General features: G+C 64.9%; 15 protein-coding genes. 7 read left to right on the top strand and 8 right to left on the bottom strand.

The genetic code is table 11. The features are described from left to right. Window positions 1–10: 10 nt before the first annotated feature. The 5 genes from RIN61_RS02295 to RIN61_RS02275 form a co-directional block, all read right to left on the bottom strand. Window positions 11–2,785, bottom strand: a complete 2,775-nt coding sequence (locus RIN61_RS02295) for a malto-oligosyltrehalose synthase (RefSeq protein WP_313855550.1) — start codon at window positions 2,783–2,785, stop codon at window positions 11–13. Next, complete coding sequence (gene malQ / locus RIN61_RS02290; RefSeq protein WP_313855548.1) at window positions 2,782–4,851, bottom strand: 4-alpha-glucanotransferase; 2,070 nt, start codon at window positions 4,849–4,851, stop codon at window positions 2,782–2,784. Before malQ ends, RIN61_RS02295 begins: the two co-directional genes overlap by 4 nt. Further along, window positions 4,848–6,590 carry a malto-oligosyltrehalose trehalohydrolase gene (gene treZ / locus RIN61_RS02285; RefSeq protein WP_215520612.1) on the bottom strand — a complete coding sequence of 581 codons (1,743 nt, stop codon included), beginning with the start codon at window positions 6,588–6,590 and terminating at the stop codon, window positions 4,848–4,850. Before treZ ends, malQ begins: the two co-directional genes overlap by 4 nt. Window positions 6,591–6,604: 14 nt before the next feature. Next, window positions 6,605–8,164, bottom strand: coding sequence for a glycogen synthase GlgA (glgA, locus tag RIN61_RS02280; protein ID WP_112252857.1), 1,560 nt, complete (start codon window positions 8,162–8,164; stop codon window positions 6,605–6,607). A 652-nt stretch (window positions 8,165–8,816) separates the two neighbouring features. Beyond that, a complete protein-coding gene (locus RIN61_RS02275) occupies window positions 8,817–8,984 on the bottom strand; it encodes a DUF6026 family protein (protein WP_220087590.1) in 168 nt (55 codons plus the stop codon). Window positions 8,985–9,148: 164 nt separating this feature from the next. On the opposite strand from RIN61_RS02275, the gene gnd reads away from it, so the two are divergent. The 5 genes from gnd (at window position 9,149) to RIN61_RS02250 (ending at window position 15,868) form a co-directional block, all read left to right on the top strand. After that, entirely contained in the window at window positions 9,149–10,171 is a 1,023-nt protein-coding gene (gnd, locus tag RIN61_RS02270) for a phosphogluconate dehydrogenase (NAD(+)-dependent, decarboxylating) (RefSeq protein WP_181457372.1), read from the top strand. Beyond that, window positions 10,168–11,673, top strand: a complete 1,506-nt coding sequence (gene zwf, locus RIN61_RS02265; RefSeq protein ID WP_313855544.1) for a glucose-6-phosphate dehydrogenase — start codon at window positions 10,168–10,170, stop codon at window positions 11,671–11,673. Before gnd ends, zwf begins: the two co-directional genes overlap by 4 nt. Before the next feature lie 253 nt (window positions 11,674–11,926). After that, window positions 11,927–13,723 (top strand): glycoside hydrolase family 15 protein, encoded by a 1,797-nt coding sequence (locus tag RIN61_RS02260; RefSeq protein WP_313855542.1) that lies wholly within the window; start codon window positions 11,927–11,929, stop codon window positions 13,721–13,723. Between the two features lie 370 nt (window positions 13,724–14,093). Next, window positions 14,094–15,065 (top strand): IS110 family RNA-guided transposase, encoded by a 972-nt coding sequence (locus RIN61_RS02255; protein ID WP_207880112.1) that lies wholly within the window; start codon window positions 14,094–14,096, stop codon window positions 15,063–15,065. 182 nt (window positions 15,066–15,247) lie between these two features. Next, complete coding sequence (locus RIN61_RS02250) at window positions 15,248–15,868, top strand: TetR/AcrR family transcriptional regulator (protein ID WP_112252853.1); 621 nt, start codon at window positions 15,248–15,250, stop codon at window positions 15,866–15,868. 130 nt (window positions 15,869–15,998) lie between these two features. Here the strand turns inward: RIN61_RS02250 and preA are convergent, their stop codons facing one another. From preA to hydA, 3 genes are all read right to left on the bottom strand, one after another. After that, window positions 15,999–17,273: an NAD-dependent dihydropyrimidine dehydrogenase subunit PreA gene (preA, locus tag RIN61_RS02245; RefSeq protein ID WP_112252852.1), complete on the bottom strand. Its 1,275-nt coding sequence runs from the start codon at window positions 17,271–17,273 to the stop codon at window positions 15,999–16,001. Then, on the bottom strand, window positions 17,274–18,641 hold the full coding sequence (locus tag RIN61_RS02240) for an NAD(P)-dependent oxidoreductase (RefSeq protein WP_207879808.1): 1,368 nt from the start codon (window positions 18,639–18,641) through the stop codon (window positions 17,274–17,276). Between the two features lie 248 nt (window positions 18,642–18,889). Continuing rightward, complete coding sequence (gene hydA / locus RIN61_RS02235) at window positions 18,890–20,329, bottom strand: dihydropyrimidinase (protein ID WP_112252850.1); 1,440 nt, start codon at window positions 20,327–20,329, stop codon at window positions 18,890–18,892. 341 nt (window positions 20,330–20,670) lie between these two features. Here hydA and RIN61_RS02230 point away from each other — a divergent pair, with 341 nt between their 5' ends. Next, complete coding sequence (locus RIN61_RS02230; RefSeq protein WP_112252849.1) at window positions 20,671–22,161, top strand: NCS1 family nucleobase:cation symporter-1; 1,491 nt, start codon at window positions 20,671–20,673, stop codon at window positions 22,159–22,161. 137 nt (window positions 22,162–22,298) lie between these two features. Beyond that, the gene (locus RIN61_RS02225; RefSeq protein WP_313855539.1) at window positions 22,299–23,582 is read left to right on the top strand and encodes a Zn-dependent hydrolase; all 1,284 of its coding nucleotides are present in this window, start codon (window positions 22,299–22,301) and stop codon (window positions 23,580–23,582) included. Window positions 23,583–23,675 lie beyond the last annotated feature (93 nt).

Here is a 23,675-nt window from a genome sequence, read left to right as displayed (position 1 = left end):
CTCCTGATGCTCAAATTTGTTGTATCAGCAGGTTGACCGGAAACTCCGCCAGCACGGCGCTCAACAACAGCTCCCTGCAAGAGCTGACCGCAGCATTGGAGAAAAGTCCCGTCGAGTTGGCAGGCGACAAGGCAAACGGCAGGCTTACCCGCGTGTCTTCCCAGTTCTGTGCCGGGATCAGGGGTATCGGTGCATCTGCCAGCAGGGTACTGGCCAGGCGTGGCGCGATAATGACGGCCCGTTCGCCTTCGCCCAGGCGGGCGAACGCGACCACCTTGTCGGCATGCCGGCCGTGCACGGTCAGGGGCAGGTAGGCGCCACGACGGAACAGCTCGGCATGGGCCTGGCGGCAGTCCAGCACCCGGGCGATCAGCGCCTGCTTCAGGCGGCCGTCGCGCCAGTGCGCCAGCAGCTCGGCTACCGGCGTTGCATCGTCCAGGGTGCGACGTCGGCAGGCGTAGTCCACCGCGCGGCGGTTGTCCGGGTCGACCAGGCTGAAGTCCCAGTATTCGGTGCCTTGGTACAGGTCGGGCACACCGGGTGTGGTCATGCGCAGCAGGGCCTGGACCAGGCCGTTGAGGGCACCGGGGCAGGCCACCAGGTGCGCGGCGTCGGCCAGCGATCTGCGCAGCTGCTGGTTCTCTCCGTCCAGCAGCAGGCCCTCGATGTAGCGGGCGCAGGCGCTTTCGTAGGCCTCGTTCGGCGCGCTCCAGCTGCTGCGCAGCTTGGCCTCGCGCAGGGCCTTCTGCTGCCACTGGCGCATGCGTTCGGCGTACTGGCCAAGGGCGTTGTCGTCGTGCAGGTCGAGGTCCAGCGGCCAGCTGCCCAGCAAGGTCTGCAACAGCATCAGCTCGTCGCCGGGGCTGGGCGCCAGGCCGTCATCCAGTTGCGTACGCAACGGCGTGGCCAGTTCCCGCCAGTGTTCCATTCGGCTGGCCAGCCACGGGCCGCGCTCGCTGAGCACGGCCAGGCGCGCGCGGGTATCTTCGCCACGCTTGTGGTCATGGGTGGCGGTGGCCAGCAGGTTGTCGGGGAAGTCGCGCAGGCGCCGCTGGGCCTCGTTGTGGAAGTGCTCGGGCGGGGCGCTGAAACGCTCGGCGTCGAAGCCCACATCGTTGCGCGACAGCAGCCGCGCGCTGCGGTAGAACGCGGTGTCTTCCACCGCCTTGGCGGCGCTGGGCGCGGTCAGTTGCTGGAAGCGCACGCAGGCATGGCGCAACTGCTTGCGCGCCCGGCCTGCTGGCAGGTTGCGCCAGGCTTGCCCGCCCAGCCATTGTTCAAGGTGCTCGAGCAGCGGCCAGTCAGCTTCGCTGAGGTCCTGGCGAGCATTGGCCAGGGCCTGCCGGAAAAAACCTTCGTCTTCTGCCGGGCGCCCGCAGGCATTGAAGTAGGTGCGGTACACCGGGTAATGCGCTACCAGCGCCTGCAAGGCGCGGCGAATCGCGCCCAGGGTCAGGTCGCGGGTCATCAGGTCGTTGCGCGCCACCTGCAACAGCGCCTGGGCCACCGACTCGCAGTCACCGGCCAGGCTGGCATTGAGCACCAGGTGGCGGGCCTGACGCACTTCTTCGGGGAAGTCGGGGCGTTCGCTCACATTGGCCCACAGCTCGGTCAGTGTTGCTTCGCCCGCCGGGTCGTGCTGCAGCAGCGAGACCTGGTTCATGAAGTCATAGCCGGTGGTGCCATCGGTAAGCCAGTCGCGGTGCAGGTGCTCGTTGGCGCCGAGGATCTTCTCCACGTAGATCGGGAAGTGCTCCAGGGCAGCGTCCAACGGCCGCCGTGCCAGCAGGCCATCGACCCGCCGGCGCAGCTTTCGGCAGTAACCGCGCGGGTCGGCCAGGCCGTCGATGTGGTCGATGCGCAGGCCGTCTACCAGGCCGCGCTCGATCAGTTCGAACAGTTTGGCGTGGGTGGCCTCGAACACCACCGCGCGTTCGACGCGCAAGCCGCCCAGTTCGTTGATGTCGAAGAAGCGCCGCCAGTTGATGTCGTCGGCGGCCGTGCGCCAGCTTGCCAGGCGGTAGGTCTGGCGTTCCAGCAGCAGGTGCAGGCGCTTGAAGCCATGCTCGTTGCGGCTGTCGAAGGCCTGCAGCGCCGATTCGAGGTCGGCACCTTCAGCGACCAGGCGCGCCAGTTCGGCGTGCAGGGGCAGGGCGTCGGCCAGCGGCGTGGCCGATGCGTTCAACGCGGTGAAGCGTTCGGCCAGGGCATTCAGGGCCGGGTCCGGGCTGAGGGCGAGAAGCCAGCCGTAGTCGACCGGGCAGATCGGGAAGCGGTGTTCGTAGTGGGCGATTTGCAGCACCCCATTTTGCCTGTCGAACTCCAGCGGTATCTCGCCATTCTTCAGCGCCACGCCATAGTCGCTGCCCAGGAACGGCAACAGCAGCTGGCCGGCCAGCAGTGGGTCGCTGGAGTGCCACTGGATGTCGAAGAATTCTGCATACGGGCTGCGCCGGCCCCAGGCCAGCAGGCTCTGCCACCAGGGGTTGTCGGCACCGCCCACGGCCATGTGGTTGGACACCGTGTCCAGGATCAGCCCCATGCCGTGCTGGCGCAGGGCGGCAACCAGCCGTTGCAGCGCCGCTTCGCCGCCCAGCTCGGGGTTGACGCAGGTCGGGTCGACCACGTCGTAGCCGTGGCGCGAGCCGGCGCGGGCCTTGAGGATGGGCGAGGCGTACAGGTGGCTGATACCCAACTGGGCGAAGTACGGCACCAACGGCACGGCGTGATCGAGGGTGAATTCACTGTGAAACTGCAGGCGCAGGGTCGCGGTCAGCGCTTTCATCGGTCACGCTCCCACGCCTGTTCGCGGGCCTGGGCCAACAGCTCCAGGCGCCTTGCTGCGTCTTCATCGTCGAGCAGTTCACGTACCTGCCGGGCAAAGCGTCGGCGCCAGTTGGGGTGGCCGGCGGTGGTACCCGGCAGGTTGGGTTGCTCGTCGCAGCCCAGCAGGTCTTCCAGCGGCACCAGCACCAGCGGTGCGCGGGTGTGGCCAACGTAGCGGATGGCCGCGTCGATCAGCGCGTCGTTGTCCGACAGCGGGCCGTAGTTGGCCTCCAGGGTGCGGCGCAGGCCATCGTGCTCCTTCTGCCGCTCGTGGCGCCAGTGCAGTTCGGTGGCAGCGTCGATCAGTTGCAGGCGGTGGCTCCAGTCGATGTCGCGGTTTTCCAGCCAGCCGGCCAACGGCGCCAGATCGTGGGTGCCGGTGGTGGCAAGGGCGTTGTCCGGCCAGTCGAGAATCGGCCTGAAGTGGCCGGGCTGGGTCTGCTCGAAGGGCAGCACGCGCATGCCCAGCACGGCCTTGGCCGCCAGTTGCTCGCGCAGGCCGTCCGGTACGGTGCCCAGGTCTTCACCAAGGATGATCGCCTGGTGGCGCACCGACTCCAGCGCCAGCAGGCGCAGCAGGTCGTCCAGCGGGTAGTTGAGGTAGGCGCCTTCGCTGGGCTTGGCCCCCTGCGGGATCAGCCACAGCCGGCGCAGGCCCATGACATGGTCGATGCGCAGGCCGCCGGCGTGGGCGAGGTTGGCCCGCAGCATTTCGATGAAGGCGCGGTAGCCGTTGCGCTTGAGGCCTTCGGGCGAGAAGGCGCAGATGCCCCAGTCCTGGCCGGCACGGTTGAGAATGTCGGGCGGTGCGCCCACCTTCAGGCCTGCCAGCAGTTCGTCCTGCCGGCTCCATGCCTGGCTGCCGGCACCATCGGCGCCCACTGCCAGGTCAGCGATCAGGCCGACCGCCATGCCGTTGCCGCGCGCTGCTTCCTGGGCGCGTTGCAAGCCTCGTTCGGTCAGCCATTGGCAAAAGGCATGGAACTCGATCTTGGCCGGGTAGGCGTTGGCGAAGGCCTCCACTTCCGGGTGGTACGGGTCATGCCAGGTCTTGGGCCAGTGGCGCCAGTCGGCACCCAGGCCGTGCTCCACGGCTTGGGCCTGCAGCACCTCGAAGCGGCAGTGGTGTTCCAGGGCCTGGCCACCGGCTTCGCGGAAGCTGTCGAAATCCTTGCGCAGCGGGTGGTCGCCCTGGCTGAAACCCTGGTACAGGGCTTCGAGCAGGCGCATGCGGGCGCTGGCGGCACGCGGCCAGTCGACCAGCGGGCCTTGCTCAAGGTCGTCCAGCTGTTGCTCCAGGCCGCAGGCTTCTATGGCCACGCGCACCTCCCGCTCGCCCAGCAGTGCGGCTGGGCTGGCGTACAGGGTATTGAGCAGCAGGCGGCTGGAGGGCGAGTAGGGGCTGTAGTGCGTCTGGTCGATGGTCGACAGGGCGTGGATCGGGCTGATGGCCAAGGCATCGGCACCACGCTCGGCGGCCGCGCGGGCCAGTTGTTCCAGGGCCAGGCAGTCGCCGTAGCCGCCATCACCGGGCCGGCGCAGGCTGTACAGCTGCACCGCCAGGCCCCAGCAGCGCGGGGGCGGTGCCTGCACCCGGTCTTCAAGGCTGTGGCAGCGTGGCGGAGCCACGGCCACGGTGAAGCGGCGGCTGTCGATTTCCACCTGGTGATAGCCGATGGGCAACGCACCGGGCAGCTGGGCCTGGTCGTCGAGGCTGAAGGTGAGGGCGCTGTGGTCCTCCAGGGTGCAGTGCGCGACGCTGGCGGCGCTGAAATAGCGCGCCAGTGGCAGTGGCTGGCCGAGGTCGGCGGTCAGCAGCGGCGGTAGGTGCTCACTGTCTTCGGCAGCGTCCACGGCGCGCAGGCTGGCGGCAATGGCGGCGTCATCGGAAGCGGGATGGCCAAGGCCTTCAAGGATGTTGCGCAGCACCTCGTCGCTGACTCGCTGGGGCCGGGCATTGGCGTCGATCCAGTCGCGGCTCAGCCCGACGCGGGTGGCCAGGCGGTGCAGGGCGGTTTCGCTCATGGGCGCTCCTGGGCGGGGGAAAGCAGGCTGACCACGCAGCTGTATGCGGCCAGATGGGTATCGGGGTGTCGGGTGTCGCTGCTGTCGAACAGTCGGTTGGCGGGCGCGGGTAACTCGACCTCCTGCGGGGTAGCGGCCAGGTTGAGGTCAATGCGCAGGGTGGTGCCGTTGCCCAGGCGCCAGCGTGCGGTCAGGGCCTTGTCGCCGTGTACTTCGGCGCCCAGCGCGCGGCTGCCGGGCAGGTGCGGGATCACATGGCGGCGGCGCAGCTCGAGCAGGTGCTGGTACAGCCCGTGCCAGCCAGCGATCACTTCCCTGGCTTGCGGGCGGGAGGCCTCGAAGGTCTGTTCTGCGTTGGGGTCGGGAATGCGTTGGCGCTGCTCGGGGTCGGCGAAGGCGGCGAAATGGGCGAACTCGCCACGCCGACCTTCGCGTACGGCGTCGGCCAGCTGGTCATGGAAGTCGGTGAAGAACAGGAACGGCTGGCAGCTGCCATCGTCGTCGCCCATGAACAGCAGCGGGATCATCGGCGCCAGCAGCAACAGCCCGGTGGCCGCCCGCAGCGCCTGCGGCGGGCACAGGCGGGTAAGGCGCTCGCCCAGGGCGCGGTTGCCGACCTGGTCATGGTTCTGCAGGAACAGCACGAAGGCGCTGGGCGGCAAGTGCCCGCTGGGCTCGCCGCGGGGCGTACCATGGCGGTTGGCCTGGCCCTGGAACACGAAACCTTCGGCGAGGCAGCGGGCCAACTGGTCGATGGGGCGCTGCTGGTAGTCGGCGTAGTAGCCTTCGGTTTCGCCGGTCAGCAGCACATGCAAGGCATTGTGGCCGTCGTCGTTCCACTGGGCATCGAAGCCTTGTTCCAGCAGGAAGGCCTGGTTGTGCTCGTTCTCCAGGACCAGCCACACGTGGCGGCCCGGCTCCACGGCAGCGCGTACCCTTTGCGCCAGCTCGACCAGGAAGTCGGGCTGGTCGATAGCGTGCACGGCATCCAGGCGCAGGCCATCGCAGCGGTAGTCGCACAGCCACATCAGGGCGTTCTGGATGAAGTACTCGCGTACCTGCGGGCGGCGGAAGTCGATGGCTGCGCCCCATGGGGTCTGCCGGTCCTCGCGGAAGAACGGGCTGGCGTACTGGTGCAGGTAGTTGCCGTCGGGGCCGAAGTGGTTGTACACCACATCGACCAGCACCATCAGCCCCTGGCCGTGGGCCTGGTCGACCAGCGCACACAGCTGCTCGGGGCTGCCGTAGGTGTTTTGCGGCGCATAGGGCAGCACGCCGTCGTAACCCCAGTTGCGCTCGCCGGGGAACTGCCCCAGCGGCATCAGCTCGATGGCGCTGATGCCCAGCTCGGCCAGGCGCGGCAGTTGCCGGGCGACCCCTTGGTAGCCGTCGAGCAGGCCGACATGCAGCTCCTGAATGACCGCTTCGTGCCAGGGCCGGCCTTGCCAGGGGTGTTGCCAGGCATAGCTGGCCACATCCACCACCTGGCTCGGCCCCTGCACGCCGTCGGGCTGGTAGCGCGAGGCGGGGTCGGCCACCTGTAGTTCACCGTCGATACGGTAGTGATAACGGTCACCGGCCTGGCACGGGGCCACGCCGGTGTACCAGCCTTCATCGTCGGGCAACAGCTCGATGGCCGGCTGCTGCTCCAGTTCCACACTCACGCTGCGCGCATCCGGCGCCCAGAGGGCGAAGCGCGCCGACGTGGCGTCCAGCAGGTGTGCGCCATGCCTGTGCATCTTCAACTCCCCGTTCAGTAGTGGCTGTGCTGGGCCTGCTTGACCAGGTCTTCGTACAGCCGTGCGTAGGGTTCCACGGCCTGGCACCAGTTGAACGGTTGGGTCATCGACAGGCAGCGCATGGCGTTCAGCAGGTCCTTCTTGCCGTATACATAGAAGGCGCGGCTGAGTGCCTCGCGATAGCTTTCGACGGTGGACTCGTTGAACAGGAAACCGGTGACGCCGCACTCGATGGTGTCGGCCAGGCCGCCGGTGTTGCGCGCCACCGGCAGCGAGCCGAAGCGCTGCGCGTACATCTGGCTGAGGCCGCATGGCTCGTAGCGTGACGGCATCAGCAGGAAGTCGCTGCCGGCGAACATGCGCCGGGCGTCGGTTTCGTTGAAGCCGATGCGCACGCCGATACGGCCCGGGTGGCGTAGCGCCAGTTCGCGCATGGCCTGCTCTTCTTCGGGCTCGCCACGGCCGATGATCGCGATCTGCCCGCCTTGCTCGACGATGTAGTCGGCCACCCCCAGGGTCAGGTCCAGGCCTTTCTGGTAGACCAGGCGCGAAACCACGGCGAACAGTGGGCCTTCGGAGGGCTGCAGTTTGAACAGCTCGCGTACTTCCTGGGCATTGCGCGCCTTGCCTTCCCAGTCGTTGATGCTGAAGTTGTGCTGCAGGTGCTTGTCGGTGGCCGAATCCCAGCTTTCGTCGATGCCATTGGGAATGCCGCCGAGCAGGCCTTGCTGGGCCTTGCTGGCGAGGAAGCCGTCCAGGCCGCAGCCGAATTCCGGAGTGGTGATTTCCCGGGCATAGGTGGCGCTGACCGTGGTGATATGGCTGGCGTAGGCCAGGCCGGCCTTGAGGAACGACAGCTTGCCGTAGAACTCCATGCCTTCCTGCTGCATGGCGTGCTCGGGGATTGCCAGTTCCGGGCTGCAGCCGCGGCTGTACACACCCTGGTAGGCCAGGTTGTGGATGGTGAACAGGGTTGGCGTGCTCAGCCCGCGCCAGTGCATGTAGGCCGGTGCCAGGCCTGCTGGCCAGTCGTGCGCATGAACCACCTCGGGCTTCCAGTGGATCCTGCCTTCGCCGGCGGCGATTTCGGCGGCAGCCAGGCCCAGGCGGGCGAAGCGGATGTGGTTGTCGGGCCAGTCGCGGCCGTTGTTGGCGCCATAGGGGGTGCCGTCGCGCTGGTACAGTTCGGGGCAGATCAGCACATAGATGACCAGGCCGTCGGCCATGTCCATGCGCCCGATCTTGCACGGCGGCAAGGCGGCATGGCCACCCAGTTCACCGACGATGTGGATGGGGTTGTCGCTTTCCATCACCTGGCGGTAGCCGGGGATCAGCACCCGCACATCGTGCAGGTGTGCCAGGGCACGGGGCAGGGCTGCCGACACGTCGCCCAGGCCACCGGTTTTCACCAGGTCGGCGATTTCCGAGGTCACGAACAATATCTTGCGCTTGTTGCGGTTGTGCTGGCGCTGGGCGCCGGGTGCCTTGCCTGTCGTGGCGAAGTCCGGGGTGAGCGGCTCGCGGTTGTTCGGGTTGAATGAATCTACGTGAGGCTCGACAGCGGCACTGATCATACTTCTCTCCGTCCCTATGCTTGGCCGGGTGCTGGCACCCGTGGCGATGTTTCGTGTTGGTTCTCTCTGTTTCTGGATTCTGCGTAGTGCGTTCCATGCCCCAGGGTCGTGCGCGCAGGCACGGCGCGATCGGCATTCCGGCCGAAGGCGATTTGACTGGTTGGGATGGGTGGGCCGAGCCAGGGAATGTCCCTTGCGTTTGGCCTACTTAGTTCCTGACCTGCCGACGTTTTGGAAAGTTCGACTTTTTTTCGTCGCTCTTCCGTTGAGCAAATGGCGGGCCGAAACTCGAGTGTAGGAGAGAAAAAGGCAAAAAGGTGACCCATTGGTCACTATTGGCATCCGCGGAATAGACGCAAACGTTGGCGTCTGTAAGCGGATGTGAAAAGGGTTGGGCGGCGATGTTTGGGCGGTGCGCCAAATTGTGGCTAGTCACCCGCAATGCACCTTGATGGTGCGCGGTGACGCCTAACTTGTAGGAGCAGCCTTGTGCTGCGAAGAGGCCGGTATGACCGGTAGATTCATGCTTGCAGTGCTGGCCATTTCGCAGCACAAGGCTGCTCCTACCGTTACCGAGTAGGGGGCAGACGCGGCGACTTACTAGAGAAGGGGCTGGTGGGAGCCATTCAGCCCCCACAAGATGAAGGTAGAATCAGAGGCTGACAGTTTTGTCTTCAGCGCGCTGTCGCGCCAGCAGCAGGTTCAGTTGGGCGACCTGCTGGCGCAGCTGGTCACGTTCGTCCTTCAGTTTACGCAGCTCATCACGGCGCACGGAGACATAGAGGGTCTGGGTTGGGGTTGCAGGCATCAAGGTACCCATGAGCACACCTCGCGGTTTTGGCTGGTGACAAGTTAAAGCGTAGACGCTTCAGGCGGGCGCATTTTGAATTCTTTCGCAGGTCTTGGGAACTTTTTTGTTTATCGTGGTCTCGCCGTTCGTCGCTGAACCCTCGATCGGTTCGCTGGACTAATCTGAAAAGCTGGATTGTGTTGTCATTTATTTCGAAAGGGGAGCATCGGCTCATGCAACTGGGAATCATCGGGCTGGGCCGCATGGGCGGCAATATCGCAAGGCGCCTGATGCGCGCCGGCCACCGTACGGTGGTGCATGACCGCAACCGCGAGGCCATCGTTGGCCTGGAGGGCGAGGGCGCCCAAGGCGCGCACGACCTTGGTGCGCTGGTACAGAAGCTGAAAGCACCGCGTGCCGTGTGGGTCATGCTGCCCGCCGGCGAGCCCACCGAGCAGACCATCGCCCAACTGGCCGAGCTGCTGGAGCCGGGTGATGCGATCATCGACGGCGGCAACACGTTCTACAAGGACGACATGCGCCGCGCCGCCGAGCTGGCCAAGCGTGGGCTGCATTACCTGGACGTCGGCACCTCGGGCGGCGTGTGGGGCCTGGACCGTGGCTACTGCATGATGATCGGTGGCGAAAAGGACGTATTCGAGCGCCTGGAACCCCTGTTCAAGGCGCTGGCCCCGGGCGTGGGTGACATTCCGCGTACCCATGGCCGCAGTGGCGAACACCAGCGTGCCGAACACGGCTACATCCATGCCGGCCCACCCGGTGCCGGGCACTACGTGAAAATGGTGCACAACGGCATCGAATACGGCCTGATGCAGGCCTACGCCGAAGGTTTCGACCTGTTGCGCAGCAAGGGCGGCAACGAACTGCCGGAGGACCAGCGTTTCGACCTGAACGTGGCCGAAATCGCTGAAGTGTGGCGGCGTGGCAGCGTGGTCACCTCGTGGCTGCTCGACCTTACCGCCGATGCGCTGGTAGCCGACCCGCAGCTGTCGCAGTTCAGTGGCTCGGTGTCCGACAGCGGTGAAGGCCGCTGGACCATCGACGCCGCCGTCGAACAGGCGGTGCCGGTGCCGGTGCTGTCCAGCGCGCTGTTCGCCCGCTTCCGCTCGCGCCAGCAGCAGGGCACCTATGGCGACAAGATTCTCTCGGCCATGCGCCTGGGCTTTGGTGGCCATGTCGAGAAGAAAGGCGAATGACCAGACAGAGCATTCCGGCTGCTCCGCCATGCACCCTGTTCCTGTTCGGCGCCAATGGCGACCTGGTCAAGCGCCTGCTGATGCCGGCGCTTTACAACCTCAGCCGTGACGGTCTGCTCGACCGCAATCTGCGCATCGTCGGTGTCGACCACAACCCGGCCACCGCCGAGGAATTCGCCGGCCGCCTGCATGCGTTCATGGCCGAGCGTGACAAAGGTGGCGAGGGCACGGCCAAATGCCTGGATGACAAGCTCTGGGCACGGCTGGCCAAGCGCCTGGATTACCAGACCGGCGATTTCCTCGACCCAGCCACTTACCAGGCGCTCGCCAAGCGCATCGACACAACCCGCCATGGCAACGCCATCTTCTATCTGGCGACCTCGCCGCGCTTCTTCCCCGAGGTGGCGCAGCGCCTGGGGCAGGCCGGGCTGCTCGACGAATCGGCCGGCGGCTTTCGCCGGGTCGTGGTGGAAAAGCCCTTCGGCACCGACCTGGCCAGCGCCGAGGCGCTCAACGCCTGCCTGTTGAAGGTGATGGGCGAGCGGCAGATCTACCGCATCGACCATTACCTGGGCAAAGAGACGGTGCAGAACATCCTGGTCAGCCGGTTCTCCAACGGCTTGTTCGAATCGTTCTGGAACAACCACTACATCGACCATGTGCAGATCACTGCCGCGGAAACCGTCGGTGTCGAGACCCGTGGCGCGTTCTACGACAGCACCGGCGCCCTGCGCGACATGGTGCCCAACCACCTGTTCCAGTTGCTGGCGATGGTGGCCATGGAGCCCCCGGCCGCGTTTGCCGCCGATGCCGTGCGGAGCGAAAAGGCCAAGGTGGTCGGCGCCATCCGCCCGTGGTCGACCAAGATGGCCCTGAAAAACTCCGTGCGTGGCCAGTACAGTGCCGGCAGGCAGGGGCGCAAGCAGTTGCCCGGCTACCGCCACGAGGCCAACGTCGCGGCTGATAGCCAGACCGAGACTTATGTGGCGCTGAAGGTGATGATCGACAACTGGCGCTGGGCTGGCGTGCCGTTCTACCTGCGCACTGGCAAGCGCATGAGCGTGCGCGATACCGAAATCGCCATCTGCTTCAAACCCGCGCCTTATGCGCAGTTCCGCGAGTCGGAGCTGGAGCGGCCCAAGCCCAATTACCTGAAAATCCAGATCCAGCCCAACGAAGGCATGTGGTTCGACCTGCAGGCCAAGCGCCCGGGGCCGGAGCTGGTGATGGAGAATGTCGAGCTGGGCTTTGCCTACAAGGACTTCTTCAAGATGACCCCGGCGACCGGCTACGAGACGCTGATCTACGACTGCCTTACCGGTGACCAGACCTTGTTCCAGCGGGCTGACAACATCGAAAACGGCTGGCGCGCGGTGCAGCCGTTCCTCGATGCCTGGGCACAGGGTGGCGAGGTGCATGAGTACCCGGCCGGTGAAGACGGGCCCGAGGCCGGCAATGAATTGCTGACCCGGGACAAGCGCGAGTGGCATCGCTTGGGGTGAGGTTTTTGTAGAGCCTGTGCCGGCCTCTTCGCGGGTGAACCCGCTCCCACAGGTGCAGCACCGACTTGTAGGAGCAGCCTTCTGCTGCGAAAGGGCCAGTAAGCCAGTTGAGATGTGCCAGCCTTGGGCTGCCTTCTTCGCAGCACAAGGCTGCTCCTACAGGGATACCGATGGCTTCAAGGCCTGTGATGTACCTGTGGGAGCGGGTTCACCCGCGAAGAGGCCAGCACAGGCAGCCACTCAAGGAGCTCCAATGCCTGCCCACATCGAAGACTATGCCCTGCTGGGCAACTGCCGCAGCGCCGCCCTGATCAGCCGCGATGGCTCGCTCGACTGGCTGTGCCTGCCACGCTTCGACGCCCCTGCGGTATTCGCTGCACTGCTGGGCAATGAAGAAAACGGCCGCTGGCGCCTGGCCCCCTGCGACCCGGTCGAACACAGCAGCCGCCAATACCTGGACGACACCCTGGTGCTGGAAACCACCTGGGTCACCGCCACCGGCCGCGCCCGTGTGCTCGACTTCATGCCGCTGAGCGAGGTCAACTCGCTGGTGCGCATCGTCGAGGGCCTCGCTGGCGAAACCAATTTCGAGATGGACCTGGTCATGCGCTTCGACTATGGCCGCAGCGTGCCCTGGGTAGAACGGCTCGACCCGCTGACCCTCAGCGCCGTCGCCGGCCCCGACCGGCTGATCCTGCGCAGCACCGTCCTGCCGCATGCCCGCGACCAGCACACCGTCGCCCGCTTTCGTGTCGGCGCAGGCGAACGCCAGGTGTTCAGCCTGTGCCACCAGCCCTCGCACCTGCCGGTGCAGCCTGGCTGTGATAGCGACGAAGCGCTGGCGCAAACCATCGACCAATGGCAGGCCTTCGCCGCCCGCTGCCCACAAGTGGGTCCATATTCCGCGCTGGTGCGCCGCTCGCTGTTGACCCTCAAGGCCATGACCTATGCACCTACCGGCGGCATCGTTGCCGCCGTCACCACCTCGCTGCCCGAGCGCATCGGCCACGAGCGCAACTGGGACTACCGCTTCTGTTGGCTGCGCGACGCGACCATGACCCTGCTGGCCTTCATGAACCTCGGCTACTTCGACGAAGCCCAGGCCTGGCGCGAGTGGCTGTTGCGCTCGGTGGCCGGCAACCCCGAGCAGATGCAGATCATGTACGGCCTGGCTGGCGAACGCGACCTGCAGGAATACAGCTTGCCGTGGCTGGCCGGTTACGAGCACTCGCAACCGGTGCGGGTGGGCAATGCAGCGTCGCAGCAAATGCAGCTGGATATCTATGGCGAACTCGCCGACGCCATGGCTCAGGCGATCAGGGGCGGCTTGCCCCGGCACCCGCGCAGCGCTGCCATCTCCCGGCTGATCCTGCCTTACGTCGAGCGGATCTGGCGTGAGCCGGACGAAGGCATCTGGGAAGTGCGCGGCGGCCGGCAGCAGTTCGTGCACTCCAAGGTCATGGCCTGGGTCGCCTTCGATCGTGCCGCGGGGCTGGCCGACACCACTGAGGAGGGCCGCGAGCGCGGGCAGCATTACCGCCAGGTGGCTGACGACATTCATCGTGAGGTGTGCGCGCGGGGCCTGGACCCCAGCGGCCGCTTTTTCGTCCAGGCCTATGGCTCGACCGAGCTGGACGCCAGCCTGTTGCACATCGCCCTGACCGGCTTCCTGCCGGCGGATGATCCGCGCTTCTTGCGCACGCTTGAACAGGTCGAGCAGCGCCTGCTGAAAAACGGGCTGCTGCTGCGCTATGACAGTGACAGTTGCAGCGACGGCCTCACGCCCGGGGAGGGCACCTTCCTGGTGTGTTCGTTCTGGCTGGCCGACGTGTATGTCTTGCTGGGCCGTCAGGCAGAAGCGCAGGCACTGTACGAACGCCTGACCGGCCTGTGCAACGACCTAGGCCTGCTGGCTGAACAGTACGACCCGACGGGCCAGCGCATGCTCGGTAACTTCCCTCAGGCGTTCAGCCATATCGGCATCATCAACACTGCACTGAACCTGCACCGGGCACAGTGCCCGGTGCGTGATCGTGCGAGTGGTGGTTAGGTCAGGTGGCGGTCTCCCCTGTAGGAGCGGCCTTGTGTCGCGAAAGGGGTGCGTAGCGCCCCCAGGATTTCAGCCTCACTGGATGAGTTGCCGGGGCTGCTTTGCAGCCCGATCGCGACACAAGGCCGCTCCTTGTATCTCGACTTTCGCCTCACAAGAGGCGAAAGTTCTCGACTGATCATCGAGGGAGGGTCATGAAGCGGAGCCGCTCCAAGGGCATCGAGCCCGTATTGTAGATAACGCTCTGGCCCTCCAACCCCACTCGAACAGTTCGAACGGTATCTAGTGCCGCCCCCCGGCGTGAGCACGCATTCGCAAGGTTGAACCGAGTGCTGGGTGATCGAAACTTCGTTGTCTGAGGGAGAAGATCATGTCTGTTGTTGTTGGCGTCGATGTAGCCAAGCGATCTTTCGATATTGCAACTCCACTTCCCAATGGGAAAGTCCGTACCAAAGCCAAGCTGGCCAATAATCCGAGTGGTTTTGAGCAATTCGCAACCTGGCTTGAGCAACATGCCGAACCACGTGCCTGGGTTATCATGGAGGCCACTGGCACTTATCACGAAGCGCTTGCTGAGTGCTTTCATGCCAAGGGTTACCGGGTGTGTATTCTGAATCCCGCCGTGATTGCCAAGTTTGCCGGAGCGGACCTTCGACGCGTCAAAACTGATAAGGCTGATGCCAAGGTTATTGCTGCTTACGGTCAGCAGAAAAAAGATTTGCTTCGTCAGTGGAAGCCTGAGCCGCCAGCTCAGCGGCGCTTGCGGGCCTTGGTGCGGCGTCTGGACGACCTGAAAGAGATGCAGCAGATGGAGCAGAACCGTCTGGATGTGTCGCAGATCGCTGTCCAGGAATCGATCAGAGCTGTAATTGGGCACATCAGCGAAGAAATAGCGAAAACCCGTAAGGCTATTGAGCAGACGATCGATGACGATCCAGACCTGCGCCAGCGACGAGAACTGATTACGTCGATTGATGGCCTGGGAGACACCACGGCCGCGCTGATCCTTGCAGAACTGGGTGATCCGCTGAAGTACGAAAGCCCGTCAGCCATGGTTGCGTTTGCAGGCCTCAACCCGATGATCCATCAATCGGGAGAGAAGATTGGCCAATCGACCATTTCCCGTACAGGAGCCCCAAGATTGCGCGCCGGCTTGTGGATGCCAGGCACTGTCTCGATCAGATACAACCCGGTCGTGAAGGCACTGGCAGAGCGTTTGAGCAATCGGCGTAAAGCCTACAAGCAGATAGTCTGCGCTGCTATGCGTAAGCTTTTGCACCTGGTGTATGGCGTAGTGAAATCCGGCAAACCGTTTGACCCTCAAATCGCTCTTGCGGGGTGAGGGTCAAGACGGTATCTACAGGGATTGCGCTGGCTTGGAGTAAGCGGAGTAGACTAGGGCAAACCCCTTTGGCACGGAGCACACATGGGCATTCGCGGTACTGATCGGCAGATCGACAACATCGAGTTCAATTTCATCGACCCGGATGGTCATGACCTGGCGGTGTGGACGGCCCAAGCCTGATGGCCAACCACAAGATCGAAATTCGCCGGCGCAATATCGAGAAGATCCTGCAGGCGGCAGAAAAGGTGTTCGCCGAGAAGGGCTATGGTGCCACCTCAATGGGCGATATCGCCGAGCAGGCCGAGTTGCCGCGTTCCAACCTGCATTATTACTTCAGTACCAAGGACGACCTGTTCCGTGCGGTGCTGCAGGACCTGCTGGATGTGTGGAAGCAGGACGCGCTGTGCTTCGAGAATTTCGACGACCCGCGCGTGGTTTTGACTAGTTACATCCGGGCGAAGATGGGCCACTCGCGCTCGCGGCCGCTGGGTTCGAAGATCTGGGCCGAAGAGATGCTGCACGGGGCGCCGGTACTGGGGGTGAACCTGGATGAAAGCCTGGTGCCCTGGGCCAAGCTGAAGGAAGCCAAGATCCGCCGCTGGGTGGAGGAGGGGCGCATCCTGCCGGTGGAGCCGTCGGCGCTTTTGTACATGATCTGGGCCTCGACCCAGCACTATGCCGACTTTGGTTACCAGGTGGCCTTGCTCAATGGCGGCGAGGCGTTGTCGGACATGGCCTTTGAAAGTTCGGTGCAGACGGTGACCAGCGTGATCTTGCGGGGGATCGGGCTGGAGCCTTGAGGTCGGGGCCGCCGCGCGGCCCTTCGCGGGTAAACCCGCTCCCACAGGTGTCTTGCTGCCCTCACAAGCGGCGCGGTCCCTGTGGGAGCGGGTTCACCCGCGAAGGGCTGCGCAGCGGCCCCAATGGGTTTCAACTGGCCTCGCGGTAGGGGTTACGCGGATCCTGCGTCCAGTTCAGGTACGGCTTGCCGGTATCCTGCGCCACCATCTCGATGCAGCTCTCCACCGGGCAGGTGATCTGGCACAGGTTGCAGCCCACGCATTCCGCTTCGATCACGCTGTAGGCATGCGTGCCATCTGCCTTCAGCGTACTGGCAATCGCCTGATGCGAAGTATCCTCACAGGCAATGTGGCAGCGCCCGCAGCCAATGCATGCCTGCTGGTCGATGTGCGCCACCGACTTGTAGTTCATGTCCAGGTACTTCCAGTCAGTGGTATGCCCCACCGCCTGGCCGCGAAACGCCTCGATGTTGCGGTGCCCGTGCTGGTCCATCCAGCGCGCCAGGCCGTCCTTCATGTCCTCGACGATGCGGAAGCCGTGCAGCATCGCTGCCGTGCATACCTGCACGGCGCCACTGCCCAGGGCCATGAACTCGGCGGCGTCACGCCAATTGCCGATGCCGCCAATACCGCAAATCGGCAAGCCGCGCGTTTGCGGGTCGCGGGCGATTTCCGCCACCATGTTCAGGGCAATCGGTTTCACCGCCGAACCGCAGTAGCCGCCATGGGTGCTCTGGTCGCCGACGATGGGGTGGGCGACCATGCGATCAAGGTCGACGCTGGTGATCGAGTTGATGGTATTGATCAACGACACCGCATCGGCCCCTCCACGGTGCGCTGCGCGGGCCGACTGGCGGATGTCGGTGATGTTCGGCGTGAGTTTGACGATCACCGGCAGCGAGCAGTACGTCTTGCACCAGCGGGTGACCATTTCCACGTACTCCGGCACCTGGCCGACCGCCGCACCCATGCCGCGCTCCGGCATGCCGTGCGGGCAGCCGAAGTTCAGTTCGATGCCATCGGCCCCGGTGGCCTCCACCAGCGGCAGGATGAACTTCCACGAGTCTTCCACGCACGGCACCATCAGCGAAACGATCAGCGCGCGGTCGGGCCAGTCTTTCTTCACCTGGGTGATTTCGCGCAGGTTGATGTCCAGTGAGCGATCGGTGATGAGCTCGATGTTGTTGATGCCCTGCACCTGGCGGTTGGGGCCGTAATGCGCCGAGTAGCGCGACGACACGTTGACTGCCGCCGGGTCTTCGCCCAGGGTTTTCCACACGACGCCACCCCAGCCGGCCTCGAAGGCGCGGACCACGTTGTAGGCCTTGTCGGTTGGCGGTGCGGAAGCCAGCCAGAAAGGGTTGGGTGCCTTGATGCCGGCAAATTCGATGGACAGGTCGGCCATTTACGCAGCCTCCACGTTGAGCATGAGTTGGGCATGGATGGCTTCGGCGGCCAGCTTGCCGTGTTGCACCGCCTGGACGGTAAGGTCCTGGCCCAGGGCGGTGCAATCGCCGCCGGCATATACGCCCGGCAGGCTGGTCTGCATCGTTTCGTCGACGCGGATGCGCTCACCAATGCGCGCCAGTTGTGCGGCCACCGGGTCGCCGAGGCTGGCGTCGTCGAAACGTTGGCCGATGGCCTTGAATATGGCATCGGCGGCCAGCTCGAAGGTTTCGCCGGTGTCGCGCAGGCGGCCGTCTGCCAGCTCGGTGCGGGCAAAGCGCATGCCGCGCACCTTGCCGCTGTCGTCCAGCAGCACGGCATCGGGGCGGGCCCAGGTGTGCAGGCGTACCTGGTTGGCCTTGGCGATGTCCTGCTCGTGGCCGGTGGCACCCATGTCGGCATGGCCGCGGCGGTACACCAGGTTGACGTCGTGGGCACCCAGGCGGCTCATCTGCACGGCCATGTCGATGGCGGTGTTGCCGGCACCGATCACCAGGCAGCGGTCGGCCAGGGGCAACTGGCTCAGGTCGTCGGCCTGGCGCAGTTCGCGGATGTACGCGGTGGCGGCGAGCAGGCCGGGGGCTTCTTCCTCCGGCAGGCCGAGCTGGCGCACGGCATTCAGGCCCAGGCCGAGGAACACTGCGTCGTACTGGTCGCGCAGTTCGCCCAGGCCGAGGTTGCTACCCAGGCGCTGGCCATGGCGAATTTCGATGCCACCGATGCCGAGCAGGAATTCCACTTCACGCTGGGCATAGTCGTCCACCAGCTTGTAGCGGGCGATACCGTACTCGTTGAGGCCACCGGCCTTGTCGCAGGCCTCGAATACCACCACATCATGCCCATGCATGGCCAGGCGGTGGGCACACGACAGCCCGGCGGGGCCGGCACCGACCACGGCAATGCGCTTGCCGGTGGCCGGCGAGCGCTGGAACGGGTGCTCGGTGAAGTGGGCATTGTCCAGGGCATAGCGCTGCAACTGGCCGATCAGCACCGGTGCGCATTCCTGCGCGTTGTTGCGCACGCAGGCTTGCTGGCAAAGGATTTCGGTGGGGCAGACACGGGCGCAACTGCCGCCGAGAATGTTGGCCGAAAGGATGCGCTCGGCGGCGCCTTGCAGGTTTTCGTCGCTGATGCGGTGGATGAACGACGGGATGTCGATGTCGCTGGGGCAGGCATTGACGCAAGGGGCGTCATAGCAATACAGGCAGCGTGCGCTTTCGACGGCGGCCTGGCGGGCGGTGAGGGGTGGGGCCAGGTCGCTGAAGCGCTCGGCCAGTTGGTCGGCGCCGGCCCGGGGGCGCGGCAAGTGGTTCAGGGCGTCGATCACGGTTGTAGCCTCTCTTTCTTGTATTTTGCTTGGAATGGGGGCGCTTTGCGCCCCAATCGCCGGCAAGCCAGCTCCCACAGGTACAGTGTTGTTCTTGAGAGCAGTGCCAACCCAGCAAGAGCTGGTTCTGTCAGAAGAGCCATGCCCTTTAGAGCTGGCTCTATCAGGAGAGCAATGCCCTTGAGAGCAGCACTATTCCTGTGGGAGCTGGCTTGCCGGCGATGGGCTGCACAGCAGCCCCAATGGCCTTAACGCTGCACGGGCGTCGGCCGCTGCACTTCAGCCCTGCGCCCCAGCACCTCATACACCGACGGATACGCCGGCCGTTCCACATACCGCCCCGCGCCCTTTTCCGCGCGCAGGTCGCCATCGGCCCAGAGCACCTTGCCCTGGCTGATGGTGTGGCTGGGGATGCCGCGCACGGTACGGCCTTCGAAGATGTTGAAGTCCACCTGCTGGTGGTGGGTCCTGGCCGAGATGGTGCGGGTGCCTTGCGGGTCCCACAGCACCAGGTCGGCGTCGGCGCCAACACGAATGGCACCCTTGCGCGGGAACAGGTTGAAGATCTTCGCAGTGTTGGTGGAGGTCAGCGCGACGAACTCGTGCATCGACAGGCGCCCGCTGTTCACCCCGGCATCCCACAGCACCGCCATGCGGTCCTCGATGCCGGCAGTGCCGTTGGGGATACGGCTGAAGTCGTCGCGGCCCATCGCTTTCTGCTCGGCGCAGAAGCAGCAATGGTCGGTGGCGGTGGTGTGCAGGTTGCCCGACTGCAGCCCGCGCCACAGTGCCTCCTGATGTTCGCGCGGGCGGAACGGTGGGCTCATCACGTAGCCTGCGGCGGTGGCCCAGTCCGGGTCACGGTAGACGCTGTCATCCAGCAGCAGATGGCCGGGCAGGACTTCGCCGTACACCGGCTGGCCCTTGCCGCGGGCATAGGCGATTTCGTCCAGCGCTTCGCGGCTGGAAACATGCACCAGGTACAGGGGCGTGCCCAGCGTCTCGGCAATACGAATGGCGCGGCTGGCTGCCTCGCCCTCGACCTGGGATGGGCGTGACAGCGGGTGGGCTTCCGGCCCGGTCAGGCCCTGGGCGAGCAGTTTTTTCTGCAGGTGGTACACCAGTTCGCCGTTCTCGGCATGCACGGTGGGCACCGCCCCCAGTTGCAGGCAGCGCTCGAAGCTGGCCACCAGGGTGTCGTCGGCGGCCATGATCGCATTCTTGTAGGCCATGAAGTGCTTGAAGCTGTTCACCCCATGGTTGGCCACCAGTTCGCCCATCTCTTCGGCCACCTGCTCGCTCCACCAGGTGATGGCGACGTGGAAGCCGTAGTCGCTGGCGCTTTTCTGCGCCCAGCCGCGCCAAGTGTGGAAAGCCTCCAGCAACGACTGCTGCGGGTTGGGGATGACGAAGTCGATGATCGAGGTGGTGCCACCGGCCAGGCCTGCGGCGGTGCCGCTGAAGAAGTCCTCGCTGGCCACGGTGCCCATGAACGGCAGCTGCATGTGGGTATGCGGGTCGATGCCGCCGGGCATCAGGTACTGGCCGCTGCCGTCGAGGATCTCGCAGTCGCTGGGTGGTTCGAGGTTTTGCCCGATGGCGCGAATCAGGCCATCGGCACACAGGACATCGGCGGGGTAACTCTCTTCGTGGGTGACCACGGTGGCGCCACGGATCAACAGGGACATGCCGTTTTCCTCGCAGGCTGACCGGTCTGGGCCGGTTCTTGGAATTGTCTTGGCGCAGGGCGGGCAGGGAGGTTAATCCTGTCAGGCCTGACAAGATTGGAGGCTAGATGCAGATACGGCATTCAGCAAGAAAATTTTCCCATTAATTTTGTGGTTTTTAACTCATTGAAATTAATGGATTTATTTGTTTGGCAGTACTGATTGCGGGGTTTTTTGAAACTTTGACTGACTTGACAAGATGAAAATCTGGTCGAGATTTTCAAGCACATAAAGCGTGTGTACTCCGGCCATCGCATCAACCCGATGGGCAAACAACTACAAGAACATCTGGAGAAAGCCCCATGCAGCAGAGCAGATCGGAAGTGGTCGAGCAGGATGGCCTTTTCGAGCTGTCCGAGGGCAGCGATGTCCTCGACAGCCCGCGCTACAACCACGACATCGCCCCGACCAAGGTGCACCAGCGCACCTGGAACAAATGGCATATCACCGCCCTGTGGGTGGGCATGTCCATTTGCGTGCCCACCTACACCCTTGGCGGCGTGCTCACCGCCTACTTCGGCCTCAGCGTGGGCGAGGCCTTGCTGGCGATCTTGCTGGCCAACCTGATCGTGCTGATCCCGCTCACCCTCAATGCCTTCCCTGGCACCAAGTACGGCATTCCGTTCCCGGTGCTGCTGCGTTCGTCGTTCGGCATCCTCGGCTCCAACGTGCCATGCCTGATCCGCGCGGTGGTCGCCTGTGGCTGGTTCGGCATCCAGACCATGTTCGGCGGCCTGGCCATCCACCTGTTCCTGGGCTCGGTGTTCGACGGCTGGAAGGCCCTGGGCGGCACCGGCGAGGTGATCGGCTTCATGGTCTTCTGGTGCCTTAACCTGTGGGTGGTGCTACGCGGCGCCGAGTCGATCAAGTGGCTCGAAACGCTTTCTGCACCGCTGTTGGTGGCGGTCGGCGTCGGCCTGCTGTTCTGGGCCTTGCCGCACATGTCGATGACCGAACTGCTGGCCCAGCCGCCCAAGCGCCCGGAAGGGGCGAACATGCTCGGCTACTTCTGCGCCGGGCTTACCGCCATGGTCGGTTTCTGGGCCACGTTATCGCTGAACATCCCCGACTTCAGCCGTTACGCCCGCAGCCAGAAGGACCAGATTCTCGGGCAGATCTTCGGCCTGCCGCTGACCATGTTCCTGTTCGCCGCGCTGGGCGTGGTGCTGACCGCTGCCTCGGCGTCGCTGGTTGGCGAGACCGTGTCCGACCCGGTCAGCCTGATCGGCAAGATCCACAGCCCGTTCTGGGTGGCCCTGGCCATGGCGCTGATCGTGATCGCCACGCTGTCGACCAACACCGCGGCGAACATCGTGTCGCCGACCAACGACTTCCAGAACATCGCCCCACGCCTGATCGGGCGCAGCCGCGCGGTGTGGCTGACCGGCTTCATCGGCCTGGCGCTGATGGGACACGAGTTGCTGAAGAAGCTGGGCTGGATTGTCTCCGACCTTAGCCTGGAAAGCGTGTACTCCAACTGGCTGCTGGGCTATTCCAGCCTGCTGGGGCCGATTGCCGGGATCATGGTGGTGGACTACTTCCTGATCCGCCGGCAGAAGCTGGACCTGGCCGGGCTGTACCGTGACGACGTGTACCCGGCGTGGAACTGGGCCGGCTTTGCCGCCTTTGCGTTGCCGGTGGCGCTGACAGTAATGGCCATTGGCAACGACAGTTTCAGCTGGTTCTACGACTACGGCTGGTTCACCGGTTCGCTGCTGGGTGGGGCGCTGTATTACCTCTTCGCCGGCGTGGTCGCGCGCAGCCCGGCGCGGGTGGCCAAGCCCTTGCCGTGAGACCGCGCTGGCTTCTTCGCGGGCTCACCCGCTCCCACAGGTACGGCGCAGGTCCCGAGGCCAACACTGTACCTGTGGGAGCGGGTTTACCCGCGAAGAGGCCGGCACAGAAAACAAAAAGCCTTAAGGAGAAACTCGTGACCCCAGTCAAAGACATCCTGAAGACCACCGCCCCCCACATCGACAGCACCCGCCTGTGGCAGTCCCTGATGGACCTGGCCCGCCTCGGTGCCACCGCCAAGGGCGGCGTGTGCCGCCTGGCCCTGACCGACCTCGACCGCCAGGCCCGCGACCTGTTCGTGCAGTGGTGCGAGGCCGCCGGTTGCACAGTCAGTATCGACGCCGTCGGTAACATCTTCGCCCGCCGCCCGGGGCGAAACCCCAAGCTGCCCCCGGTGATGACCGGCAGCCATATCGACACCCAGCCCACCGGTGGCAAGTTCGACGGGTGCTTCGGGGTGATGGCCGGGTTGGAAGTGCTCCGCACCCTCAATGACCTCGGCGTGGAAACCGAAGCGCCGCTGGAAGTGGTGGTGTGGACCAACGAGGAAGGCTCGCGCTTTGCGCCGTGCATGATGGGGTCTGGGGTGTTCGCCAGCAAGTTCACCCTGGAGGAAACCCTGGCCAAGTGCGACGCCCAGGGTGTCAGCGTTGGCGAGGCGTTGAACGCCATCGGCTACGCCGGCCCGCGCGCTGTATCAGGCCACCCGGTGGGGGCCTATTTCGAAGCGCATATCGAGCAGGGCCCGATCCTCGAGGATCAGCGCAAGACCATTGGCGTGGTGCTGGGCGCGCTGGGCCAGAAATGGTTCGACCTGACCCTGCGCGGTGTCGAGGCCCATGCCGGCCCAACGCCCATGCACCTGCGCAAGGACGCCCTGGTCGGCGCGGCGGCGGTGGTGGAGGCAGTCAACCGCACCGCCCTTGGCCACCAGCCCCATGCCTGTGGCACGGTGGGTTGCCTGCAGGCCTACCCAGGCTCGCGCAACGTGATCCCGGGCGAAGTGCGCATGACCCTGGATTTTCGTCATCTGGAGGGTGAGCAACTGAATGCGATGATTGCCGATGTGCGCGCGGTGATCGAAGCGACCTGTGCCAGGCATGGCCTGAGCCACGAGTTGGTACCCACGGCCGATTTCCCGGCGTTGTACTTCGATAAAGGGTGTGTCGACGTCGTGCGCGAATCGGCGCAGGCGCTGGGCCTGCCGCACATGGACATCGTCAGCGGCGCGGGGCACGACGCGATCTTCCTGGCCGAGCTTGGGCCGGCGGGGATGATTTTCGTGCCGTGCGAGAACGGTATCAGCCATAACGAAATCGAGAACGCCACGCCCGAGGACCTGGCTGCAGGCTGCGCGGTGTTGCTGCGCGCGATGCTTGCGGCATCGGAGGCGATTGCCAGTGGGCGGTTGGCGGCATAGTGGAGCGGTGGGTTGTGGAGGGCTTCGCATGTGTTCGCCACAACATCTTCATCGCCTGTGAAATCGAGCGCCGCCCGCGCGGCGCTTCGCGGC

It is taken from the genome of Pseudomonas inefficax, from assembly GCF_032164165.1.
Taxonomy (GTDB): domain Bacteria; phylum Pseudomonadota; class Gammaproteobacteria; order Pseudomonadales; family Pseudomonadaceae; genus Aquipseudomonas; species Aquipseudomonas inefficax.
The sequence above is the reverse complement of the archived record's forward strand: the minus strand, read 5'-3'. Positions and strand labels throughout refer to the sequence as shown.

What these genes read in the sequence shown, in the direction of transcription:
- glgA (WP_112252857.1), bottom strand. Translation starts at nt 8,164, where the DNA reads ATGATCAGTGCCGCTGTCGAGCCTCACGTAGATTCATTCAACCCGAAC.
- RIN61_RS02255 (WP_207880112.1), top strand. Translation starts at nt 14,094, where the DNA reads ATGTCTGTTGTTGTTGGCGTCGATGTAGCCAAGCGATCTTTCGATATT.
- RIN61_RS02230 (WP_112252849.1), top strand. Translation starts at nt 20,671, where the DNA reads ATGCAGCAGAGCAGATCGGAAGTGGTCGAGCAGGATGGCCTTTTCGAG.
- preA (WP_112252852.1), bottom strand. Translation starts at nt 17,273, where the DNA reads ATGGCCGACCTGTCCATCGAATTTGCCGGCATCAAGGCACCCAACCCT.
- malQ (WP_313855548.1), bottom strand. Translation starts at nt 4,851, where the DNA reads ATGAGCGAAACCGCCCTGCACCGCCTGGCCACCCGCGTCGGGCTGAGC.
- RIN61_RS02275 (WP_220087590.1), bottom strand. Translation starts at nt 8,984, where the DNA reads ATGGGTACCTTGATGCCTGCAACCCCAACCCAGACCCTCTATGTCTCC.
- treZ (WP_215520612.1), bottom strand. Translation starts at nt 6,590, where the DNA reads ATGCACAGGCATGGCGCACACCTGCTGGACGCCACGTCGGCGCGCTTC.
- hydA (WP_112252850.1), bottom strand. Translation starts at nt 20,329, where the DNA reads ATGTCCCTGTTGATCCGTGGCGCCACCGTGGTCACCCACGAAGAGAGT.
- RIN61_RS02250 (WP_112252853.1), top strand. Translation starts at nt 15,248, where the DNA reads ATGGCCAACCACAAGATCGAAATTCGCCGGCGCAATATCGAGAAGATC.
- RIN61_RS02295 (WP_313855550.1), bottom strand. Translation starts at nt 2,785, where the DNA reads ATGAAAGCGCTGACCGCGACCCTGCGCCTGCAGTTTCACAGTGAATTC.
- RIN61_RS02260 (WP_313855542.1), top strand. Translation starts at nt 11,927, where the DNA reads ATGCCTGCCCACATCGAAGACTATGCCCTGCTGGGCAACTGCCGCAGC.
- zwf (WP_313855544.1), top strand. Translation starts at nt 10,168, where the DNA reads ATGACCAGACAGAGCATTCCGGCTGCTCCGCCATGCACCCTGTTCCTG.